Source organism: Nocardia fusca NBRC 14340 (assembly GCF_001618425.1).
GTDB classification, from domain to species: domain Bacteria; phylum Actinomycetota; class Actinomycetes; order Mycobacteriales; family Mycobacteriaceae; genus Nocardia; species Nocardia fusca.
On sequence record NZ_BDCU01000030.1, the window covers coordinates 276305 to 296580 of the forward strand.

Annotated in this window: 20 protein-coding genes; 12 read left to right on the forward strand and 8 right to left on the reverse strand. The window is 69.8% G+C overall.

Annotation, left to right across the window (positions count from 1 at the left end; all coding sequences use genetic code 11):
* Positions 1-120: 120 nt before the first annotated feature.
* Entirely contained in the window at positions 121-1026 is a 906-nt protein-coding gene (locus tag NF4_RS20195) for a universal stress protein (RefSeq protein ID WP_063128893.1), read from the forward strand.
* A gap of 27 nt (positions 1027-1053) precedes the next feature.
* Here the strand turns inward: NF4_RS20195 and NF4_RS20200 are convergent, their stop codons facing one another.
* Positions 1054-1965 (reverse strand): LLM class F420-dependent oxidoreductase, encoded by a 912-nt coding sequence (locus NF4_RS20200; protein ID WP_063128894.1) that lies wholly within the window; start codon positions 1963-1965, stop codon positions 1054-1056.
* A gap of 166 nt (positions 1966-2131) precedes the next feature.
* On the opposite strand from NF4_RS20200, the gene NF4_RS20205 reads away from it, so the two are divergent.
* Positions 2132-3022, forward strand: a complete 891-nt coding sequence (locus NF4_RS20205; protein ID WP_063128895.1) for an alpha/beta fold hydrolase — start codon at positions 2132-2134, stop codon at positions 3020-3022.
* Between the two features lie 95 nt (positions 3023-3117).
* Here NF4_RS20205 and NF4_RS20210 read toward each other — a convergent pair whose 3' ends face one another.
* A complete protein-coding gene (locus NF4_RS20210) occupies positions 3118-4086 on the reverse strand; it encodes an MsnO8 family LLM class oxidoreductase (RefSeq protein ID WP_063128896.1) in 969 nt (322 codons plus the stop codon).
* A 129-nt stretch (positions 4087-4215) separates the two neighbouring features.
* On the opposite strand from NF4_RS20210, the gene NF4_RS20215 reads away from it, so the two are divergent.
* The 4 genes from NF4_RS20215 to NF4_RS20230 all read left to right on the forward strand — a co-directional run bounded on the left by NF4_RS20215 (position 4216) and on the right by NF4_RS20230 (position 8070).
* Positions 4216-4548: a histone-like nucleoid-structuring protein Lsr2 gene (locus tag NF4_RS20215; RefSeq protein ID WP_063128897.1), complete on the forward strand. Its 333-nt coding sequence runs from the start codon at positions 4216-4218 to the stop codon at positions 4546-4548.
* A gap of 749 nt (positions 4549-5297) precedes the next feature.
* The gene (locus NF4_RS20220) at positions 5298-6344 is read left to right on the forward strand and encodes an alpha/beta hydrolase (protein WP_084533268.1); all 1047 of its coding nucleotides are present in this window, start codon (positions 5298-5300) and stop codon (positions 6342-6344) included.
* Positions 6345-6530: 186 nt separating this feature from the next.
* Complete coding sequence (locus NF4_RS20225) at positions 6531-7526, forward strand: fused (3R)-hydroxyacyl-ACP dehydratase subunits HadA/HadB (RefSeq protein WP_232330571.1); 996 nt, start codon at positions 6531-6533, stop codon at positions 7524-7526.
* 100 nt (positions 7527-7626) lie between these two features.
* Positions 7627-8070 (forward strand): SgcJ/EcaC family oxidoreductase, encoded by a 444-nt coding sequence (locus tag NF4_RS20230; RefSeq protein ID WP_063128899.1) that lies wholly within the window; start codon positions 7627-7629, stop codon positions 8068-8070.
* Positions 8071-8150: 80 nt separating this feature from the next.
* Here the strand turns inward: NF4_RS20230 and NF4_RS20235 are convergent, their stop codons facing one another.
* From NF4_RS20235 to NF4_RS20245, 3 genes are all read right to left on the reverse strand, one after another.
* Positions 8151-9068 carry a hypothetical protein gene (locus NF4_RS20235; RefSeq protein ID WP_232330572.1) on the reverse strand — a complete coding sequence of 306 codons (918 nt, stop codon included), beginning with the start codon at positions 9066-9068 and terminating at the stop codon, positions 8151-8153.
* A 165-nt stretch (positions 9069-9233) separates the two neighbouring features.
* A complete protein-coding gene (locus tag NF4_RS20240; protein WP_063128900.1) occupies positions 9234-10022 on the reverse strand; it encodes a crotonase/enoyl-CoA hydratase family protein in 789 nt (262 codons plus the stop codon).
* A 207-nt stretch (positions 10023-10229) separates the two neighbouring features.
* A complete protein-coding gene (locus NF4_RS20245; protein WP_063128901.1) occupies positions 10230-11453 on the reverse strand; it encodes a PucR family transcriptional regulator in 1224 nt (407 codons plus the stop codon).
* 168 nt (positions 11454-11621) lie between these two features.
* On the opposite strand from NF4_RS20245, the gene NF4_RS20250 reads away from it, so the two are divergent.
* Complete coding sequence (locus NF4_RS20250) at positions 11622-13337, forward strand: aldehyde dehydrogenase family protein (protein ID WP_063128902.1); 1716 nt, start codon at positions 11622-11624, stop codon at positions 13335-13337.
* 163 nt (positions 13338-13500) lie between these two features.
* On the opposite strand, the gene NF4_RS20255 is transcribed toward NF4_RS20250, so the two are convergent.
* Positions 13501-14028 (reverse strand): MarR family winged helix-turn-helix transcriptional regulator, encoded by a 528-nt coding sequence (locus tag NF4_RS20255; protein ID WP_063128966.1) that lies wholly within the window; start codon positions 14026-14028, stop codon positions 13501-13503.
* Positions 14029-14070: 42 nt separating this feature from the next.
* Between NF4_RS20255 and NF4_RS20260 the strand changes: the two genes are divergently transcribed.
* Positions 14071-14577 (forward strand): carboxymuconolactone decarboxylase family protein, encoded by a 507-nt coding sequence (locus tag NF4_RS20260; protein ID WP_063128903.1) that lies wholly within the window; start codon positions 14071-14073, stop codon positions 14575-14577.
* A gap of 278 nt (positions 14578-14855) precedes the next feature.
* Positions 14856-15470 carry an ATP-binding transcription factor AbmR gene (gene abmR, locus NF4_RS20265; RefSeq protein WP_063128904.1) on the forward strand — a complete coding sequence of 205 codons (615 nt, stop codon included), beginning with the start codon at positions 14856-14858 and terminating at the stop codon, positions 15468-15470.
* 109 nt (positions 15471-15579) lie between these two features.
* Here the strand turns inward: abmR and NF4_RS20270 are convergent, their stop codons facing one another.
* Complete coding sequence (locus NF4_RS20270; protein WP_063128905.1) at positions 15580-16278, reverse strand: class I SAM-dependent methyltransferase; 699 nt, start codon at positions 16276-16278, stop codon at positions 15580-15582.
* A gap of 430 nt (positions 16279-16708) precedes the next feature.
* On the opposite strand from NF4_RS20270, the gene NF4_RS20275 reads away from it, so the two are divergent.
* Entirely contained in the window at positions 16709-17950 is a 1242-nt protein-coding gene (locus NF4_RS20275) for an oxygenase MpaB family protein (protein WP_063128906.1), read from the forward strand.
* A 174-nt stretch (positions 17951-18124) separates the two neighbouring features.
* Positions 18125-19036 carry a cutinase family protein gene (locus NF4_RS20280; protein ID WP_084533271.1) on the forward strand — a complete coding sequence of 304 codons (912 nt, stop codon included), beginning with the start codon at positions 18125-18127 and terminating at the stop codon, positions 19034-19036.
* Here NF4_RS20280 and NF4_RS20285 read toward each other — a convergent pair.
* Positions 19030-19602, reverse strand: coding sequence for a peptide deformylase (locus NF4_RS20285; protein WP_063128907.1), 573 nt, complete (start codon positions 19600-19602; stop codon positions 19030-19032). The two genes, NF4_RS20280 and NF4_RS20285, sit on opposite strands and share 7 nt — an antisense overlap.
* 45 nt (positions 19603-19647) lie before the next feature.
* Between NF4_RS20285 and NF4_RS20290 the strand changes: the two genes are divergently transcribed.
* Positions 19648-20184, forward strand: coding sequence for a PadR family transcriptional regulator (locus tag NF4_RS20290; RefSeq protein ID WP_063128908.1), 537 nt, complete (start codon positions 19648-19650; stop codon positions 20182-20184).
* Positions 20185-20276: the final 92 nt, after the last annotated feature.

Sequence of the window (20276 nt, forward strand, 5' to 3'; positions counted from 1 at the left end):
CGCGAATGAAAACCCAGGTAGCGCATATTGTGACGGCGAGCACAGGGTGCGCACAATCCATTTCGCCGGACACGCCCGGCGGATATCGCCGCGGTTGTCCGCCGGAGGGATACTCGGCCTATGACCGCACACGAAGACGATCCGCACCGGCTTGTATCCGCTGCCGTCGTAGTGGGTGTGGACGGTACTCCCGCCGCGCATTCGGCCATCCGCTGGGGAGCCACGGTCGCGGCCCGGCGCGGCCGGCGCCTGATCCTCGCCTACGGAATGAATTCGACCCCGGCCAAGACCTGGCTGGTCGCCTACCAGCCCATGGTCGACGAAGCCGTGCAGACGCTGAAAATCCATGGTGAGCAGGTACTGGCAACCGGCACACAGGTGGCCCGGGAGGCCGCCCCGGGGGTGGAGGCCGACACCCTGCTCTCGGAGCAGAGCCCCGCGAAGATGTTGATCGGACTGTCCGAATCCGCGCATATGGTGGTCCTCGGCTCGCGGCGCAGTGGTGCGGTCTCGCATCTGGGCTCGACGATCCTGGCGGTCGCCGCGCACGGCCGCGGCACGATTGTCGCGATCCGCGAGAACGGGGAGGAGATCACCAGCGGCCCGGTGGTCGTCGGTGTCGACGGCAGCCCGGTCAGTGACACCGCGGTCGCCGCCGCCTTCGCCGAAGCCGCCGAACGCGAAACCGATCTGGTCGCCGTCCACACCTGGAGCGATCTGACCTTCACCGAATTCGCGAGCACCGGTTTGATCGAGATCCCGGTGGAGGATCTGCAGACCGCCGAACAGGCGGTGCTGGCCGAACGGCTGGCGGGCTGGCAGCAGCGCTATCCGGAGGTCACCGTGCAGCGCGAGGTGTATCCGTCCACACCGGCACAGCATCTGCGTGAATGGTCCGAGCGGGCGCAACTCGTCGTGGTCGGCAGCCGGGGGCGTGGCGGATTCCGCGGACTGCTGCTCGGTTCGACCAGTCAGTCGCTCATCCAGCACTCCGCGTGCCCGGTCATGATCACCCGGCCGGCCTGACGCACCTCCGCCGGCCGGGGCGCGCGGTCAGCCCGTCAGCCCCGACAGCAGTGCGCGGGTGCGGCGCGCCTCTGCCCCGCCGGCGAAGACCGAGGCGACGAATTCGGTGGCTCCCGCGTCGAAGATCTCGCGGATACGGGCCGCGACCTGCTCCTCGGATCCTATGATCGCCAGATCCGCGGGCCCGGCCGCGCCCTCGCGGTCCATCATCGCTCGATACGACGGCAGGGTGCCGTAGGTCGCGAAGGTGGTGGCCGCTCGTTCGCGGGCGCCGTCGACGTCGTCGGTCACCAGCACGGGCAGCGAGCAGACGATCCGCGCCGGTGGCCGGCCCGCTTCGGCGGCGGCGCCGCCGATCGTCGGCGCGATATGGTCGCGAATGGTGGCCGGGCCCGTCATCCACAACACGGTGCCGTCGGCGCGACGGCCCGCCAGCCGCAGCATCTGGGTACCGAGAGCGGCGAGCAGTACGGGAATCCGGCCCTCGTCCGGAATCCCGAGTTCCAGATTGCCGCTCAGCGTTTCGCCCTTGTACGAAACCGGCTGCCGTTCCAGCAGCGGGCCCAGCACGGCGAGGTACTCGCGCATATGACGAGCCGGCCGCTCGAACCCGTACCCGTACATGTTCTCGATGACCACCTGGTGCGACAGGCCGATACCGAGGGTGAGCCGGTCCGGGCCCACCGCGAGCGCCGTGGTCCGCGCCTGCTGGGCCAGCGCCCCGGGATGGCGCGGGTAGGTGGGCACCACCGCGGTACCGAGTTCGATATCGGGCACCTGATTACCCGCGACGGCCAGCGCGGTGAGCGCATCCACGCCGAAGATATGCGAGAGCCAGGCCGAGGCGAACCCCTCCTCGGCGACCCGGCGGAGATCGTCGGCGAGCAGGCGCAGCGCGTCGGCTCCGGACCGTTCACTGAGCAGAATGCCGATACGCACGGTGTGCCTCCTCGTCGAGTGGTCGGGTCGGATCTCCGGCCGAGCCGGCGGCTCCTCCGGGCGTCGAGCCTACCTCCGTACCCCGCGGATTCCGCACGGGGCGACGTCGCGCCGACGCGCCCGCGACATACTCGACCGGCGCCCCGCGGCGGGGCATGCTGAGACCATGGACGAGTTTGCGAGCTGGCGGTCGAGCGGAGCGCGTTTCACCCATCGCGGACACCAGATCTTCTGGCGCGCGGGCGGTACCGGATCGTCCGGGACCCTACTGTGCCTACACGGTTTTCCCACCGCGTCCTGGGACTGGCACGCCCTGTGGCCGGAGCTGTGCGAGCAGTTCGAGCGGGTCCTCGCCCCGGACCTGATCGGTTTCGGCTGGTCTGCCAAACCACAGCACTACGACTACACGATCGCCGATCAGGCCGATCTGGCCGAACAGCTGCTCCGGGAACAAGGTGTGCACGGGTTCCACATCCTGGCCCACGACTACGGCGATACGGTGGCCCAGGAAATGCTGGCCCGAGATGCCGAACGCCGGGCGGCCGGCGACCGGTCCCTGGTGATCGAATCGGTGTGCCTGCTCAACGGCGGCCTCTTCCCCGAGGCCCATCGGCCCCGGCCCATCCAGAACCTGCTCGCGAGCCCGCTGGGACCGCTGGTCGGCCGGTTCGGCACCGAGAAGACCTTCGCCCACAGCCTGGGCGCGGTGTTCGCCGCCGAGTCGCGGCCGGACGAGAAGCAGATGCACCAGTTCTGGATGCTGTGGTGCAGTAAGCACGGCAAGCGCAACGGCCACAAACTCATGGGTTATATGGCCGAGCGGCGCGCCCATCGGCAGCGCTGGGTCGGGGCGCTGATCCGCCCGCAGGTGCCGGTCCGGCTGATCGACGGCCTGCGCGACCCGGTGTCCGGCGTGCGTATGGTGCGCCGGTACCGCCAGGTGGTCGCCGAGCCCGATGTGGTGGAGCTGCCCGACGTGGGGCATTACCCGCAGCTCGAGGCGCCGGCCGAGACGCTGCGCGCCTTCCGCGAGTTCCTCGCGTCCCGGGTCGGGTAGCGCCGGGCTACGTCCCCGTCACCGAACCCGAACTGGTGGTCGAGGAGATCCGGCGCTTCACCGGAGCCCGATCGGCTCCCGCCCGGCCCTGACGCTCAACCGGCGACGATCCGCGCCAGCGCGGCGTCGGAGGCGGCCAGCGCGGCGCGGTCGTAGGTGGAGGTGGTCGCCAGCAGTTCCTCGGCGCCCGTCCGGTCGGTGAGCTGCTCGATCCGGCGACGCACCGTCTGCGGTGTGCCCGCGATCGCGCGCCGCACCGCCGCCTCGACGCGACGTCGTGTCTGGTCGGTCCACGACGCGCCCTCGCCAACCGGCTCCAGGGGCGGGAATACGCCGGTGGACCGGGACCGCGCCATCGCCCAGGCCTCGGGCAGGACCAGGGCGCGGGCCTGCTCGTCGGTTTCGGCGACGGTGACCTCCAGCGCGAGCGTCACCCGCGGCCGCTGCGCCCGCGGGCTCGGCCGGAATTCCCGGCGGTAACCGGCCAGAGCCGCATCCAGTTCCGGGCTGTCCAGCAGCGGACCGCCGAGCACCGCCGGTAGCCCCAGCCGCGCGGCCACCGTCAGTCCCTGTCCGGTGGCCAGCACGAACATCGGGATCGTCCGGTCGCCCACCGGATGCGCGGTGACCGGACCGGTGCCGTCGAGATAGTCGCGTAGTTCGGCCAGGTCGGCCGTGAACCGGTCGGGTGCGCTCTCGTCCTGCCGCATGGCCCGGCGCACCGGGGCGGTGAACGCCGGCGAGCGACCCAGGCCGAGATCGATACGTCCCGGGAACAGCGCCTCCAGCATGAGGAACTGTTCGGCCACCACCAGTGGCTGATGATGCGGCAGCATCACGCCGCCGGACCCGATCCGGATCGTCGATGTCCGGGAACCCAGCGCCGCCAGCAGGACCGGCGGCGACCCGGAGGCGATTCCGGGCACGGCGTGATGTTCGGCCACCCAGAAGCGCAGATATCCCGACTTCTCGGCCGCCACAGCCCGTTCGACGGTATGGGACAACGCGGCCGACTCGGGTTCCCCCACCCGGGTCCGCGACCGATCCAGCAACGACAATTCCACACCTGTGGAACACCGGACTCGTCCCTGGTCTTCCGGTTCGCCGGAACGGACTCCGCTGCCGGGTTCCGGTCGGGCAGGCCCCTATGGCTACCATTGTCCGGATAGTTTGCCCACTGTTCGGAGGACTGCATGGCGCGCAAGGTGATCGTCGAGCTGGTCGACGACTACGACGGAACTTCCATCGCCGAGGAAACTGTCACGCTCGCTCTGGACGGTGTCACCTACGAGATCGACCTGTCGGCGGACAATGCCGAAAAGCTGCGCGACACAATCGGTTTCTGGACAGCATATGCGCGCCGGGTCGGCGGCCGGGCGAAGGGTAAACAGCGGCCGCAGGCCACGGGCAACAATGCCCGGACCCAGACGATCCGCGAGTGGGCCCGCAAGAACGGGCTGGAAGTGTCGAGCCGGGGTCGGATCTCGGCGGAGATCGCCGAGGCATATCAGAAGGCCCACTCCTGACCCGTCACCGTCTCGGGCGAATTCCGGCCGCTGCGGAATCATTACGGCTCCGCCGGGATCGGCGCGTACCTTCGCTGAACACGGGAGGCGGCGATCGGTCCGGCACAGCCCCGTGCGATCGACCGGCCGGCGGCAGAACGAGCCGAGCGAGCTCGCGGCGCGGGATCCCGCGGGCGCCGTGATCTGTGGTCACGCGGCCCCGTTTTGTTCCTGCCCGCGTCCGCCATGGCCGTCTCGCCGCCGGCCGGGCCCTGACGCTGCCGTTTCCGGCGCAGGAATCGCCGGTGGCGTTCGAAGCAGCTGCTCGCCGCTTTCGCCCTGCGGGGTTCCGCGGGCGCGGTGATTCGTGCTCGCGCAAATCCAGGGCCGGGGCACGGCAGCCGGGTCGTGGTAACCGCCCGGCTCACCTTCGCCCGGACCCGGTACGCCCCACCGCGTGAACGAACCGATCGAAGAACATCCGGACCTGCGCGAATACCGGAGCGACCCGGACCGCGCCGGCCGCTCACGCTGGGGCCGCCGCCGGTTATACCGCGACCCACCCCGGGGCGAATCAGATCACAGATAGGTAACGAACCCGCCTCCGTCGACGACGGACCGATCGGTATGCCGAGACCGTGGCGGGGGCCGCGCGCTGTTCGGCACCGGTCGGGATCCGCGTGACCGGCACCGGCCGGTCACCTCGACCCTGTGCTCACCCGGACGAAAGGCCCTGCTCCGCGATGCGAACCCGATTGTCTCCGGCGCCGATGACCGCCCTGAACCGCCGCGCCCTCTGGCTGATCACCGCCGCGTTCGCGGTCGTCGCCCAAACGCTCTTCCTGATCGGTGGCAGCACCGCTCCCGCCCGGGCCGCCTTCGATCCCGCCGGAGCGGATTTCTGGGTCGACTCGAGCATGGGCCCGATCAAATCGCGCGTGTTCCGCGCCGCCGACGGCAATACCTCGCGGGTGGTCTACGCGCTGGACGGGATGCGCGCCCGCGAAGATCTCAGCGGCTGGGAGATCGACACCGATATCGCCCGGGAATTCACCAAGTGGAATATCAACGTGGTGATGCCGGTGGGCGGTCAGTCCAGTTTCTATACCGACTGGAATGCGCCGAGTTCTTTCCTCGGTGTAGCGCCCGGCTCGGGTTCGACCGCCGGATCGGCCTCCGGGTCTTCGTCGGGCTCCGGCGGGTTGCAGGCCTTGTCGGGCGGCCCCGGCAAGTCCTACACCTATAAATGGGAAACCTTCCTGACCCGTGAACTGCCCGCCGCCCTGCGGGACCGGCTGGGTTTCGCCACCCAGCGCAACGGCGTGTTCGGCCTGTCGATGGGTGGCAGCGCTGCCCTGACGCTGGCCGGCGACCATCCCGGCCAGTTCAGTTTCGCCGGGTCCTACTCCGGCTACCTGAATATCTCCGCACCCGGGATGCGGGAAGCGATCCGGGTGGCCATGATCGATGCCGGCGGCTACAACGTGGACTCGATGGCCGCGCCCTGGGATCCGAAATGGCTGCGGATCGACCCGTTCGTGGCCGCGCCCCGGCTCATCGCGAACAACACCCGGCTCTGGGTGTCGGCGGCGAGCGGTCTGCCGACCGCGACCGACAGCCCGAGCATCACCACGGTGAACGGGATGGGCCTCGAGGCGCTGGCGCTGGTGAACACACGCGCCTTCCAGGTCAGGATGGCGACCCTGGGCGCCCAGAACGTGCACTACGACTTCCCCGCCTACGGTATCCACGCGTGGAACAACTGGGCCGACCAAGCCCTGCGGATGCTTCCCGATCTCTCCGCGAATATCGGCTGACGGCGATGCCGGTATTCGAAATCGCCAGGCCGAGCACACAATCGGCACCGCCCAGGGTCCGGCCGTACCGGCTCACGAACCCTGCGGACAACGGGAAAATCGGTAGAGTGAGCCGTCGTGAGTGCTGACGATACGGCCGTTTCCGAAAGTCGGGAATCCCCTTCCGCACCGGGACCGGGTGTGCCGGTGGGATATCGGTACCGCGCCCGTGACCACTACGTGGTCGGCCGGGAGAAGATCCGTGAATTCGCCCGCGCGGTACAGGATCATCACCCGGTCCACTGGTCCGAGGACGCCGGCGCGGAATACGGATACGGTGGTCTCATCGCACCGCTGACGTTCTTCTCGGTGCCGGGGTTCCTCGCCCAATCGGAGATGTTCGCCTCCGTCATGACCGGCTACGACCTGAGCCAGATCATGCAGACCGATCAGGTGGTCCGCTACTTCCGGCCGATCCGCCACACCGACGCACTGTACTTCGAGGTGCGCCTGGAATCGTTCCGCCGGGCATTCGGCGGCGATCTGATGGGGTTCCGGACGCTGGTCACCGACCGCCACGACGAACCGGTGCTCGTCTCGCACACCGGCATCGTGGGCCGCACCGGCGTCGAGTCGAATCTCGCCGATATCGGCGCGGGGGTTCTCATGCACGGTTTCCGGCGGGGCGGCACCGACAGCGCCCGGCCCGCACCGCCGCCGGTAACCGGTGAACTGTGGGAGGAGCTGGCCGTCGACGCGATACCGTCCGCACCGGTGAGCCGCTACACCCGTGCGTTCGAAACCGTAGCCGTCGGTACCGAACTCCCGCCCCGGACCGTACGGCTCACCGCGGGTGATCTGGTGAACTACGCCGGCGTGTCCGGCGATCCGAATCCGATCCATTGGAGCGGCGAGGTCGCCGGGCTGGCGGAGCTGGACTCCCCCGTCGCACACGGCATGCTGACCATCGGTATCGGCGCCGGATTCGTCACCTCCTGGCTCGGCGATCCGGGCGCGGTCCGGGAATACGCGGTACGCCTCACCAGCCCGGTGCACGTCACCGAGGAGGGGGCCGAGGTCGAATACTCCGGCCGGGTGAAGGCGGTGGACCCGGTAGAGCGGACCGCGACCGTCGCACTCACCGCCCGGCACGGCGGCCGCCGGATCTTCGGGCGCGCGACCGCCGTGGTCCGGCTCCGCTGAAACGGGTCCGGCGGCCGTCGCCGCGGATGCCCCGCCCGGCGCGCGGCCACCCGGCGGGACGAGTTGACCTCGAGTCGACTCGAGGTTCGAGGATGGTGCCATGAGCACGAACGAAGCACCCACCGTCGCGGATTCCGAGACCGACCACACCGCCGATATCGCGGCGATCGAGCAGTTGATCAAGGATGTCGAAACCGGTTACAACACCAACGACGCCGAACTGATGGTCAGCGGTTTTCTCGCCAACGCCTCCGCCGGGAATGCCGTGGGCACGGTGATCACCGGCCGCGAGGCACTGCTGGAGGCCGCGCGTCTCGGACTGTCCGGGTTCCTGAAGGACGAGTACGTCGTCTACGAGCTCACCGATATCGTCTTCCTCCGCCCCGATATCGCGATCGCCCACAAGGCCGCCCGCGCACGCACCGCCGACGGCGTCCTCCTCGACCGGGACCCGGCCATGGTCGCGCTCTATGTCCTGGTCGCGGAGCATGGACGCTGGTGGGTGGCCGCCCGGCACAACACACCGGTGCCCGCGGCAGCCTGACGAACCGGGCGGCGCGCAACCTTGGCGTGATATCGGCGGGCACCCACCGGGATCCGGGCGGCTTTCACCGGACGCGCCGCTCAGCCGGCGACCGGTGAGCCCGCGGCCGGGTCCGGGTGGCCCGCCTCCGGCGCGGTGGCGAGCGCTTCCGGTGCGGGACCGAGCGCCCGGGGCGGCGCGCTCAGCGCCGCGGCCGCCCCGATCCCCGCCCCGATGCCCGCGCCGATCCCGGCGAGCGGCGCGGCCATGAGGGCGAACCCGTAGGCGGCGCCCAGCGGTGCCGCGGCGAGTCCGATCGGCGCGAACGGCGCTCCGATGGCCAGCCCCATCGCTCCGCCCACACCCGCGCCGATGAGAGCGAACGGGCTCGCGAACGCCGCCCCGGCGGCCGCGCCGATCGCCGCGGCACCGAGGGTTTGCCCGGCGACCCGGTCGGATCGGGTGCGTTCCATACCGACCGAATCGAGGAAGGTCGCCAGATTCGCTTCGGCCGACGCCGAGCCGTCGTTGATCTGGATGGCCTGTTCCCGGGGCAGCCATTCCGGGGAGTCGACCTGGACATCGCCGAAACGCAAAGCGCCGGGCGGGGGCGCGATCGGGGGCACGGGCGCGACGGGCGCCGGCGCGTGCAGGGCTTCCACCGGCGCCAGATAGTCGCTCGCGGGTGCCGGCCGCGCCCACTGCAGCGAGGACAGGACGTCGTCGGGAATCCGGACGCCCCGGTACGGGCGCACATTCGGCGCTTCGGCGCCGGGCCACTGCCCGGAGCCGTCCGGCTGCCCCGCCGCTCCGGTGCCGACAGGGGGATCGGCGGGGATCGCCTCGTCCACGACCGGAGCGAGGTGCCCGCTCGAATCGGCCGGACGGTAGTGGTCCGGTTCGGCGCCGGCGCTGCCGGATCCCACCAGGGTGAGCACGACGGGAACGGCGCCCGCCACCACCAGAGACCCCATCCGGGTTCGACGCGAACTGACTGCTCTGTGCTTGCCGGTGCCCATCTATCACCTTCCGCCTGAAGAGATGCTGTCGTTTCACATTCGGATCCGTGCATCGATTCGGATGGGTTCGAGTTCGTCGCCGGGCGGGCCGACCGGCCGGCCGGGGTCGTGGGCCCCTGTTCCGGGATGCCCTGAAGGGGTCCGGCGCTGCGCCGGACGCGGTATCTAGGCGGAGGGAACGCCGAAATCGCCGAACGCGCCGCCGCGTCCGGCCCCGGCGGTGAATCGCTCGACACCCGACGCCGCTTCGGCCAGGGAGATGACTCCGTGCTCCCATTCGTTGGCGATCGCCTCCTGCTCACCCAACCCCTCCTGCTGCAGTAGCGAGAGCCGGTCGTGTCGCTGACAGGTCTGCGGGAAACGCGCGATCTCGGCGGCGAGCGCTTCGGCGGCCTGCCGTTCCTCCCCGACCGGAACGACACGGTCGGCCAGGCCCATCGCGCGCGCCTCGGCCGCGTCCACGGGCCGCCCGGTGAGCACCATGTCCATGGCCCGCCCGGTACCGATCAGCCGCGGCAGCCGCACCGTACCGCCGTCGATGAGCGGCACTCCCCACCGCCGGCAGAAGACGCCGAACACCGCGTCCTCGGCGGCCACCCGCAGATCACACCAGATCGCCAGTTCCAGCCCACCGGCCACCGCGTGACCGGCGACCGCGGCGATCACCGGTTTGCTCAGCTGCATGCGGGTCGGGCCCATGGGCCCGCGGCCCTTCGCCGACAGCGGATTGGCCCGGTCGGTCCCGACGGCCTTGAGATCGGCGCCGGCGCAGAAGTTTCCGCCCTCGCCCCACAGCACCGCCACCGCCGCCGAATCGTCGTTCTCGAAGGCGGTGAACGCATCGTAGAGGGCGGTACCGGTGGGTCCGTCGACCGCGTTACGGGCCTGCGGCCGGGACAGGACGATGGTGAACACCGGCCCGTCCCTTTCGATTCGCACGGGAGCGCCGGTCATAGGTGTTCCTTCGTTCGCGGTCACCGCCCGAGCCTATGGCCTCCGGCGCGCTCCCCGGCCGATCCACACCGATCGGACCGGCCCCATTTCCCCATACCGCCCGGAAGCGCTCGATCCGCCGATGGACCACGTCCGGCGCGGCACCGCGGGTATGGAGGGAGTTCAGTGTTGTTCGGACACGCAGCGGCCGGCCGAGGGTGCGCTCGGTCATCGGATAGCGGCACCGGATCCCGGGGAGGAGACCCGGCCGCCGGTGGACTCGGCGCCGAGCAGCCCGAAGGCTTCCAGTGCCAGATACAGTTCGGCCGATTGGCGGGGATCGGTGGTGTCGCGGCCGGTGAGGTCGCGGATCTTGCGCAGCCGATAGCGCACCGTATTGCGATGGCAGTGCATGGTTTCGGCAACGGCCGCGGCCGATCCGCCGCATCGGTACCAGGATTCGAGCGCACCGATCAGATCGTCGCGCTCGGCGACCGGAAGATCGAGCAGCGGACCGAGGATCTGCGCGGCGGCCCGCCGCCCGGCCTCGGGCACGGCGACGAGAAGATGCGCGACCGGTTCGTCGCCGAAGCGGACCGTGGCGGCCGTCCCCGGCCGCACCGACCGGGATGCCAGACGTGCCTCGGCCAGCGCCGCGGTGATGGTGTGCGGTGTCGTGAAGGCGGCACTGAGACCCACCCGGTCGGTGACGCACACCGAGATCGTGGCCGTGGCGCGTTCGAACGCTTCCGGGGAGGCCGCGGACAGCAACCCGATATAGGCATCGATCTGGGCATCCCAGACCGACCGGATGCCGATATCGCGCAGCGCCGCGGTGAGTCTCCCCGGCAGCGGCGCGGTGGGTTCGGTATCGATGGCGACCACCGCGAACGCACCGCGTTCCGGGAGTCCGAGGGTGCGCAGGACGTCGAGGACGCGGGCGGGGTTGCCGGAATGGTCGTCGAACAGGGTCCGGACCAGCCGGCTCTGGATCTGGGCGTCGGTATGCGCGAGCAGCACTTCGGTTTCCCGGTAGGCCTCGACGGCCGCGTCGGAGTACAGGTCGACGAGCTCCCACAGCCGCGTCGCCAGCTCGTGCAGCCGGGCGTCCCCCGGACCGGCCGACCAGTTGGTCAGTTCCTCCCAGATGAGCCGGCCGCCCAGCCGGTAGGCGTGCAACAGGCTCGCGACCGGAATCCCCTGTTCGGCCTTGAGGCGTCCGGCGTCGCGGGCCGGCTGTAGCCGTAACGGCCCGGTTCCGGCGAGCGCCCCGATCACCGCGGTCAGATTTTCCAGGCAGGTGCGGTACAGCTGATCCGCGGTCAACAGCCCGGATTCCCCATACGACGGGTCGGCCGCCGCGATCCGGCCGACCAGGACATCGGTCAGCGCTTCGACGGAATCGGCGAGCGCGGCGGCCAGTGGCGCCGCCGGCGGCGCGGGCGTGCTCATACCGGAACAGTCTAGTCACCCGACCGTGACCCGCACCACACCCGTTTTGTGCCCGTGCACAAAACGGGGCGGCGGATGACGCAACGCCGACACATTTCCTTCGGGCACCGGCACAGCCACACTGTTCAGTACTCGGATCACCGGATCTCAGCTACGGAGTGTGCCCACGTGCAGCCAGAACAGGCCGTCGCGACCGACACGGTCATCGATACCGCCCTCGCCGAACTCGCCGCGGGCGAACAGAAATGGTCCCGCCTGCCGCTGGCCGGACGGCGGGCTCTGCTCGACCGGATGCGCACGCTCACCGGCCGGCACGCCCGTGAATGGGTCGAGACCGCGGTCCGGATCAAAGGTCTGGATCCCGCATCCCCGCTGGTGGGCGAGGAATGGCTGTCGGGACCCTATGCCTTCGCGACGAGCCTCACCGCGGTGTCGCGGACCCTCGAATCGTTGGAGCGCGGTGTGAGCCCGCTGGCGAACGCGACATTCGGCACCGCCGGCGGCCGTGTGACCGTACGCGCGCTCCCCGCGGGGCTCTACGACGAACTCCTGCTCAGCGGCTTCCGGGCCGAGGTGTGGTTGCAGCGGGGCGTCGACGCGGCCACCGCCCGGGCCGGCGCGGGTCTCGCCCAGCTCGACCCCGCCCGCACCCACGGGATCGGCGCGGTGCTGGGCGCGGGGAACATCACCTCGATCGCACCGCTGGACACGATCTACGAACTCATCGCGCACAACCGCGTGGTGGCGTTGAAACTGAACCCGGTCACCGATCCGCTGCTGCCGGTGTTCGAGAAGATCTTCGCGCCGCTGATCGAGCTCGGAGTGGTCCGGGTGCTCACCGGCGGCCCCGAGGTCGGCGGGCAACTGGTGAGACACGAGCGGGTCGCCCACGTCCACATGACCGGCAGCGCCGTGACGCACGACGCCATCGTGTGGGGCACGGGGCCGGAGGCGGCGGAACGGAAGAAGGCCGGCACCCCGCTGCTGGACAAACCCATCACCAGCGAGCTCGGCGGAGTGTCCCCGACGATCGTGCTGCCCGGCGAATGGAGTACCGCCGACCTGGAATTCCAGGCCGAGCACATCGCTACCCAGCGCCTGCACAACGGCGGCTACAACTGTGTGGCCACACAGGCGGTGATCGTGTCCGCGGACTGGCCGCAGAAGGACGCCTTCCTGGCCGCCCTCACCGCGGCGGTCGATCGGGCGCCGAACCGCCACGCCTACTACCCGGGTAGCGACCACCGGGTCGCCGGGGCACGAACCAGCTATCCCGACGCTCGCCGGCTCGGCCGCGGAGGCGAGCGGCTACTGGTGGCCGGGCTGGATCCGGACACGGACGAAGCGCTGTTCACCTCGGAGTACTTCGCGCCTGTCCTCGGCATCGTGGAACTGCCCGGCAGCGAGGCCGCCTTCGCCCGCGCCGCGGTGGATACGGCCAACGAGAAGTTCACCGGCACCCTCGGCGTGAACATCGTGGCGCACCCGGACACCGTCGCCGCGCTCGGCACGGAATTCGACACGATGATCGAGCGGCTGCGGTACGGCACCGTCGCCGTGAACGCGTGGACCGCGGTCGGTTATCTGACGCCCACCGCGAGCTGGGGCGCCTACCCGGGCCATACGCTCGACGATGTGCAGAGCGGGATCGGTGTGGTGCACAACGCGTGGTTGATCGATGGGATCGAGCGCACTGTCGTGCGGGGTCCCTTCCGGCCCGCGCCGCGGTCGGTGCTGCACGGCGAGTGGTCGCTCACCCCCAAACCACCGTGGTTCGTCTCCAACCGGACCGCCGCGCGGACCGGGCGACTGCTCACCGACTTCGCCGCCGATCCCCGCTGGTCGCGTCTCCCCGCGATTTTCGCCTCCGCGCTGCGCGGTTGATCGAACCCGAGCGACCCGTGTCGAGGATCCACCCGACACGGGTCGCCGCACGGGGCCCGGCGCTGTAGCCGGGTTCGTCCGGAACACCGGGCTCGGGCGGCCGAACCCGACGCGGTCGGCCCTCGGCATCACCGCGAGGGTACCCACGGATCGGAGCAGGCCGTCAGGTCAGTCGGCCCAGCCACCCGGCGGCGTCGAGCCGGAACGCCACCGGCGGCGCCAGGGCACGGAGATCGTCTTCCATGGCACGGATCCGGTCCTCTCCGCGCTCACGCGCCCAGTTTCCGCGCAGTTGCTGGAAGATCTCGGCCGAGCGGGCCAGCGCGTCGAAGCCCCGCGTGGTGAGCCGGACGATGCGCCGCCGGGTATCGGCCGGATCATCGGCCCGTTCGACGTACCCGAGAGCGACCAGGCGGTCCACTGTTTTGCCGGCGGCCTGTTTGGAAATCCCCAGGCGACGGCCGATATCGCTGGCCGAGGTCTCGCCGGCCCCGATCGCCTGCATGGCGAAACCGTGGGCAGGCCGCATTTCCGGATGCCCCTGTCGTGCCAGTTCGGCGTGCAATTCGTCGATCAGCGTCCGGAATCCGGCGAACAGCAGGAATGCGAGCTCGTACCCCGCGCGCGGCGGGCCGTCCGCGCCCGAGCTCTCCGTCGCGTCCTTGGCATAACCGTCAACCCGGTTTACCATCTCCTCATTATCGTCAACCATGTTGTCCATCCTAGGAGAGAGATGTTCCGCGCCCACACCCTGGAGACCGCTCCGCACGCCGCCCGACAGGCGATGCAGGCCGTACAGAGCAGCACCGGCACGATCCCCGACGCGGTCCGCCGGCTGGCCGGATCCCCGGAGCTGCTCAACGGATTCCTCGCCATGAGCGCCAGTTTCGAACGCTGCACCCTGGACCCACTGGCACGGGAGGTCGTCATCATGACCGTCGCCGTACGCAACGACTGTCATGTGTGCATCGCCATGCACACCGGAAAACTCCGCAAACTCGGCGCGGCACCGGAGATCATCGCCGCGCTGCGTGCGGCCGCTCCCCTTCCCGACGCACACCTCGAGGCGATCCGGATATTCACCCTCCACGTCCTCGCGACCGCGGGCGGCGTGGACGAGGAATCCCTCGCCGCCCTCCTGGCGCAGGGATATACCGAACGCAACGCACTGGAAGTCGTCTTCGGGATCGGCACGTACACGATGTCGACACTGGCCAACCGCCTCGTACGCGCCGAATGACCATCGGTCTCCCGGCGATGCCGAGCACCGCCGGGAGACACCCGCTGCGCCCGTCGACGGGTCGTCATCCGTCCCCACGCGGGGAAATCGGCGCGAGCGCTCGCCGAACCAGGGCGAGCCACCGGAGCCGACCCGGCGCCGGGTTCGCTTCGGCGGGGCGCGTCTCTGGTCGGTCCCGAAGAACTGACCGGGGTGCGGTTCGCTGTGAGCGAAACCACCGACAGCTGAAACGGCGTAATCTTGTAATCAAGTAATTGCCATAGCTGAGAAGGTGCACCATGAGACAGGGACATCGGGGGCGCGGATTCGGCCGGCCCGGCGGCTGGCAGCAGGCCGACCTGCCGGACGCGGCGGACGCGGCGGACTGGTTCGCGGGGCGGCTGCCCGGTGACTGGTTCACCGGCAGTCCCGCCATCGAGATAGACCGGGACGAGATCGTGGTGGTCGGCGAACTCCCCCTGCCCGACACCGCCGCGGACGAGAAGCCCGCCGCCGATACGACGGCCGGCGGGGACGAGGCCGCCCGCACAGTGCCGGAGGCGACGAAACAGGGGGCGGTGGCACGCTTCCGGGAGACCACCCGGCCCGCGCGGATGCAGATCGCCGACGAGGCCCAGCAGCGCTACGGCCGCAGTGTGGCCTGGGGCGTCTCGGTCGACGGTGAGCGGATTCTGTTCACCCATCTGGCAGTACCGGTGATGACGCGCCTGCGCCAGCCGGAACGCAAGGTCCTCGATACGCTCGTCGACGCGGGCGTCGCGCGATCCCGGGCCGATGCGCTGGCCTGGACGGTGAAACTGGCGGGCGAGCACACACAGAGCTGGCTGGAGGAATTGCGCACCGCCATGCGCAAGGTCGAAGACCTCCGTTCCGAGGGCCCGCAGGGGCTCTGAGCCGCAGCCCGCCGTCCGGCCGCGTTCCGCCCACGGCCACGACCGGCCGAATCCGGTGGCGCCGCGCCCGGCGCCACCGGATCGCGCACCGGCGGACGGCGCGGGCCGATCAGCCCAGATGCGCCGAGAGCAACCAGGCCGGAACCGATTTGCGGCCGTTCGGTTCGTCGCGCAGGTCCTCGAACCGCAGCGGGGGTTCGCCGGCCGGAGAATCGAGGTGCTCCGGCAGGTTCGCGTGGATCCGCGCCGGGGCGATCTCATCGATCACCCAGTATTCCGATACCGCGTCGCGGAGTTCGTCGGCGGTGACCGGCGCGGGTACCGCATCGGGAAGGTGGGGAAAGCCGGCCCGGTCGAAAACCAGCGCGAAATAGGCCGCACCGGGAGCGGCGGCCCGCGCGATCGACCGCAGATAGCCCTCCCGCGACGCCACCGGAATCGAATGGAAGAGCGTGCTGTCCACCACGGTGCCGAAGCGGCCGTCGTAGCCGGTGAACGAGGTGATGTCGGCGACTTCGAAGGTGGCGGTACCCAGCCCGCGCCGTCCGGCTTCGGCCCGGGCCGATTCGATCGCGGTCGGCGCGAGGTCCAGGCCCACGGTAGTGAAGCCGCGCTCGGCCAGATACAGCGAGATGGCACCCTCACCGCAGCCGGCGTCGAGTACGTCGCCGTGGAATCTGCCCTGATCGATGAGCGCCGCGAGTTCGGGCTGCGGTTCCCCGATACTCCACGGCGGCGCCACGTCCGGCCCGAACGGGCCGGTACCGCGATAGACGGATTCGAACTCGAAATCACCGGGTGTCGTCATACTCCAGGACTAGCAGCCGATTCGGCACATGTACATGTGACCGCCGCCGCGAGACCCCCTGTCGGGCCGATCGCCGAATAGCGCGGCGGAGCGGTGGGAACCTTCGTGCCCGGCCTTCCGTCTGAGTCAGTGACCTGCGGTTATCGGAAATTCTCACTGAGATGCAAGGAAGACAACCCCGGCCCGACCAGCCCGCCCGGACGTACTCGAACCCACGCGCACGATCCGGATCTAGACATATCCGCAGGAAGTCAGGCCTAAGTCAGGCTACCGTTTCGCCAATGGCCGTAGACGGCCGCGGTCCACGCAAATCGCCGAATCAGCGAGCAAGGCACTTGTACAGCCGATAAGTTACTGAGTATTCTTCCCATATCAACCCGGTGACGCATCTGCGCCACCGCGATGCTCGAACTCGACGAGGAGTGGCGACATGGACCGACTCAACAGGCGGGATGCGTTGAAAGCGGGTGGGGTGCTGGGCGCGTTCGGCGCACTCGCCATCGCGACCCCGGCCAGAGCGCAACCGTGGACATGGTCGCCACAGGGGTCGGTGGCGGGCACCGGCGCGGGTGTCGACCCGCTCACCGTCTGGGACCCCGAAGCCGATGAACTGGTCGCCTCCCTGCTCGACCGCGGCGCGGTACCCGCCGTCAACGATCTGCTGCGCACCTGGACTCGCAACGGTCAGCCGTTACCCGGCGGGCTACCCCCGGATCTGCGGGACTTCATGGAATACGCGCGGCAGCTCCCCCAGTGGACCGATCCCGGCAAACTGGCCACCGCCGTCGATTTCAACAAGAAACGCGGTCTCTACCTCGGCGTGTTGTACGGCCTCGCCAGCGGCATGATGAGCACGGTCATCCCCAAGGAAGCGCGAGCGGTCTACTACTCCAAGGGCGGCCACGACCTCAAGGACCGCATCTCCAAGACCGCCAAACTCGGCTACGACATCGGCAGCGGCAACGCCTACGGCCCGGACGGGCAGATGGTCGTCACCTGCGTCAAAACGCGTCTGGTGCATGCCGCGGTCCGGCATCTGCTGCCCCGGTCACCGCACTGGGTGCACTCGGCCGACGAGGACATCCCGATCAGCCAGAACGACATCATGGTCACCTGGCACAGCCTGCCCACCACTGTGATGCGTCATCTCACGGCATGGAAGGTGCCCATCCCCGTCCACGAATCGGACGCGTTCCTGCATTCCTGGCAGGTCGCCGCGCATCTACTCGGCGTCCGCGACGAGTACATCCCGAACTCGTGGGACCAGGCCAACTCCCAGGCGGCGCAGGTCCTGGATCCGATCATCGCGCCGACCCCGGAGGGGGTGAAACTGGCCGACCGGCTGCTGCGCCTGGGCACGAACCTCGACCTCGCCATCCTGAGCAAGGGGGTCCTCGGCTCCTTCACGCGGTTCCTGCTCGGCGACAAGATCGCCGACGAGCTGGCCATCGCCCGCGAACCGGTCTGGGATCCGCTGCTGCGGTTCAGCTGGGGCCCGTTCATCGCGGTCCGGGAAGGCATACTCACCGTCGCCCCACCGACGCAGGAGGCGTACTGGCTGTTCGACGAATTCCTGCGTCAGTTCGCCCTGTGGTATCTGGCCGAACTCCGGATGCCGATCAGTATCGAGCTCCCGATGATGAACCGGGATATGAGCCAACCACCGCGCTGACCCGGATGTCCGGTCGAGCCCGCACGGACCCTCTCCGTGCGGGCGAGCGGGCGGGGGCGCCACCCCGCCATCCACCCCGGACCCGGGCCGGCCTCATCTCACGGGAGTTCCGCCGACGCGGCCTCCCGCCCGACCCGATCAGCTACACCCTCGGTGTGACGAGATGGAGCAGTCGTGCCCACACGATGGAAATCCGGCGTCGCCGCCTGCGTAATCGCGCTCGTAGCCGCAGTTCTCCAGGTCGGCGGAGCCCCGGTGGCGGCAGGCACACCGACCCCGTGCCCCGATCTGTACGTCGTAGCGATCCCCGGAACCTGGGAGACTTCCGATACCGAGCCCGGCACGGGCATGCTCGCGGCGACCGTCGACCGGCTGCCGGAAAACGTGGCGGTCGACTATGTCGCCTACGCGGCGACGGCCTTTCCCTGGGAGGGGGAGGTTTACGGCCGCTCCAAGCAGGAGGCCACCGATCGAGCGCGCGATATGGTCGCGGCCGCGGCCCGGGCCTGCCCGGCGACACGTATCGCGCTCCTCGGCTACAGCCAGGGCGCGCACGCGGCCGGTGATCTCGCGGCCGAGATCGGCGCCGGGTCCGCCACCGCGCCGGCGGAACGGATCGCGCTGGTGGGACTGATCGCCGACCCCCGGCGTTCGCCCGCGGACACCCTCATCGGCCCGGCGGTGCCCGGCGCCGGAGCCGTCGGGGCGCGGCCGGGCGGTTTCGCCGCACTCGGCCCGCGCACGTACACGTTCTGTGTCGACGGCGATCTGTACTGCGCGATGCCCGACGGCGATATCGCCGGGCGCCTGGCCGGGCTGGTGGTCCAGATGTCGAATCCCGATCCGGCCGATATCGGCAATTATCAGCGGCAGGCAGCCGCACTGTTCGGCGATGCGCTGGCCGCGGGGGGTCTCGGCCTGGCCGGCGAGTTCGATGCCTCCGCCTACGAACAGCGCCGGAAACAGATCGACGATTTCCTGAAATCCGGCGCGCACCAAGCCTATCCCTCCTATGTCGTCGACCCCGCGGGCGCGACCGCCCTGACCTGGCTGCGGCAGCGCCTGATCGAGGCGACGAACTACTGAGCACCGGCGGCATGGTCCGCCGCGCCGGGAAGCCAGCTGTTGCCGGGCACGGTCCACCGCCGATCCTTGATCATTCTGCGGGCCGCGCGCCGATTCCGGCCGACCAGCCGCTCCAGGTACAGGGTCCCCGCGAGATGGTCGGTCTCGTGTTGCAGACAGCGGGCCAGATATCCGGTGCCTGTCACTGTGACGGGGGCTCCCGTCATATCCACGCCCGTCACCTCGGCCCGGTCCGCCCGGCCCGTGGGAAACCATTCCTCCGGAACGGAAAGACACCCTTCGAGATCGTCCTCGGGGTGCGGCATGGTCTCCGGCAGCCCGGAGGTCCGCAGCACCGGATTCACCACGTGGCCGCGGTACCGGGTCCCGGAATCGGTGAGGTCGTAGACGAACACCGCGCGTGGGTCGCCGATCTGGTTGGCCGCCAATCCGGCACCGGCTGCGGCGGTGTTGGTCTCGAACAGGTCGGCGACGAACGCGGCGAGTTCGTCGTCGAACACGGTCACCGGAACCGCGGTAGTGGTGAGCCGCGGGTCGCCGGCGATGAGGATGGGTCGCACAGTCATGCGGGGAGACTACTCAAATACGAGTACTCGTGACAGACTGGTTTCGTGAACGAGACCCGCTTGTTCGTCCTGGCCGCCCTGGCTCGGCGCGGACCGATGCACGGCCACCAATTGCGCCGGGACGCCCGCCTGGACCGGGCCGACCTGTGGTCGCGCGTCAAACCGGGCTCGCTGTACGGCGCACTGCACCGGATGGAGAGCGAGGGCCTGGTCCGCCCGTTGCGTACCGAACAGCAGGGCGCGCTTCCCGCTCGCACGATCTATGAGATCACCGACGAGGGCCGGCGGGAGCTGCGGGCGTTACGCGACGAAGCCTTCACCGAGGTCGATATCCGGCCCGACCCGGTCGATCTCGCGCTGGCCGTCGGCGACGATCTCGATCCGGAGTTGTTGCGCGGCTACCTCGAGGACCGGATCGCCGCGCTCCGTGCGATCGGCTCGCGGATGGAGCATCAGCTCGACCGCCGCTGGCCCGACCAGAGCACCGCCGACGATCTCATCGCCGAACACGCCCGCCTGCGGATTCGGACCGAGATCGAATGGCACGAAAAGGTGCTGGCCGGTATCGGCAAGCCCGGGTGAGCGATGCGGATACCGGCGAACGGCTCTCGACCCTCGATGCCCTCGTCGGTGCGAACCCACCCGCGGATAGCGGTCGCTGACCAGCCGCTGCC

Excerpts from the sequence above, each read along its gene's own strand:
- NF4_RS20275 (WP_063128906.1), top strand. The coding sequence starts at position 16,709 with ATGGACCGACTCAACAGGCGGGATGCGTTGAAAGCGGGTGGGGTGCTG.
- NF4_RS20285 (WP_063128907.1), bottom strand. The coding sequence starts at position 19,602 with ATGACTGTGCGACCCATCCTCATCGCCGGCGACCCGCGGCTCACCACT.
- NF4_RS20195 (WP_063128893.1), top strand. The coding sequence starts at position 121 with ATGACCGCACACGAAGACGATCCGCACCGGCTTGTATCCGCTGCCGTC.
- NF4_RS20220 (WP_084533268.1), top strand. The coding sequence starts at position 5,298 with ATGACCGCCCTGAACCGCCGCGCCCTCTGGCTGATCACCGCCGCGTTC.
- NF4_RS20255 (WP_063128966.1), bottom strand. The coding sequence starts at position 14,028 with ATGGTAAACCGGGTTGACGGTTATGCCAAGGACGCGACGGAGAGCTCG.
- NF4_RS20240 (WP_063128900.1), bottom strand. The coding sequence starts at position 10,022 with ATGACCGGCGCTCCCGTGCGAATCGAAAGGGACGGGCCGGTGTTCACC.
- abmR (WP_063128904.1), top strand. The coding sequence starts at position 14,856 with ATGAGACAGGGACATCGGGGGCGCGGATTCGGCCGGCCCGGCGGCTGG.
- NF4_RS20205 (WP_063128895.1), top strand. The coding sequence starts at position 2,132 with ATGGACGAGTTTGCGAGCTGGCGGTCGAGCGGAGCGCGTTTCACCCAT.
- NF4_RS20230 (WP_063128899.1), top strand. The coding sequence starts at position 7,627 with ATGAGCACGAACGAAGCACCCACCGTCGCGGATTCCGAGACCGACCAC.
- NF4_RS20215 (WP_063128897.1), top strand. The coding sequence starts at position 4,216 with ATGGCGCGCAAGGTGATCGTCGAGCTGGTCGACGACTACGACGGAACT.
- NF4_RS20235 (WP_232330572.1), bottom strand. The coding sequence starts at position 9,068 with ATGGGCACCGGCAAGCACAGAGCAGTCAGTTCGCGTCGAACCCGGATG.
- NF4_RS20270 (WP_063128905.1), bottom strand. The coding sequence starts at position 16,278 with ATGACGACACCCGGTGATTTCGAGTTCGAATCCGTCTATCGCGGTACC.
- NF4_RS20260 (WP_063128903.1), top strand. The coding sequence starts at position 14,071 with ATGTTCCGCGCCCACACCCTGGAGACCGCTCCGCACGCCGCCCGACAG.
- NF4_RS20245 (WP_063128901.1), bottom strand. The coding sequence starts at position 11,453 with ATGAGCACGCCCGCGCCGCCGGCGGCGCCACTGGCCGCCGCGCTCGCC.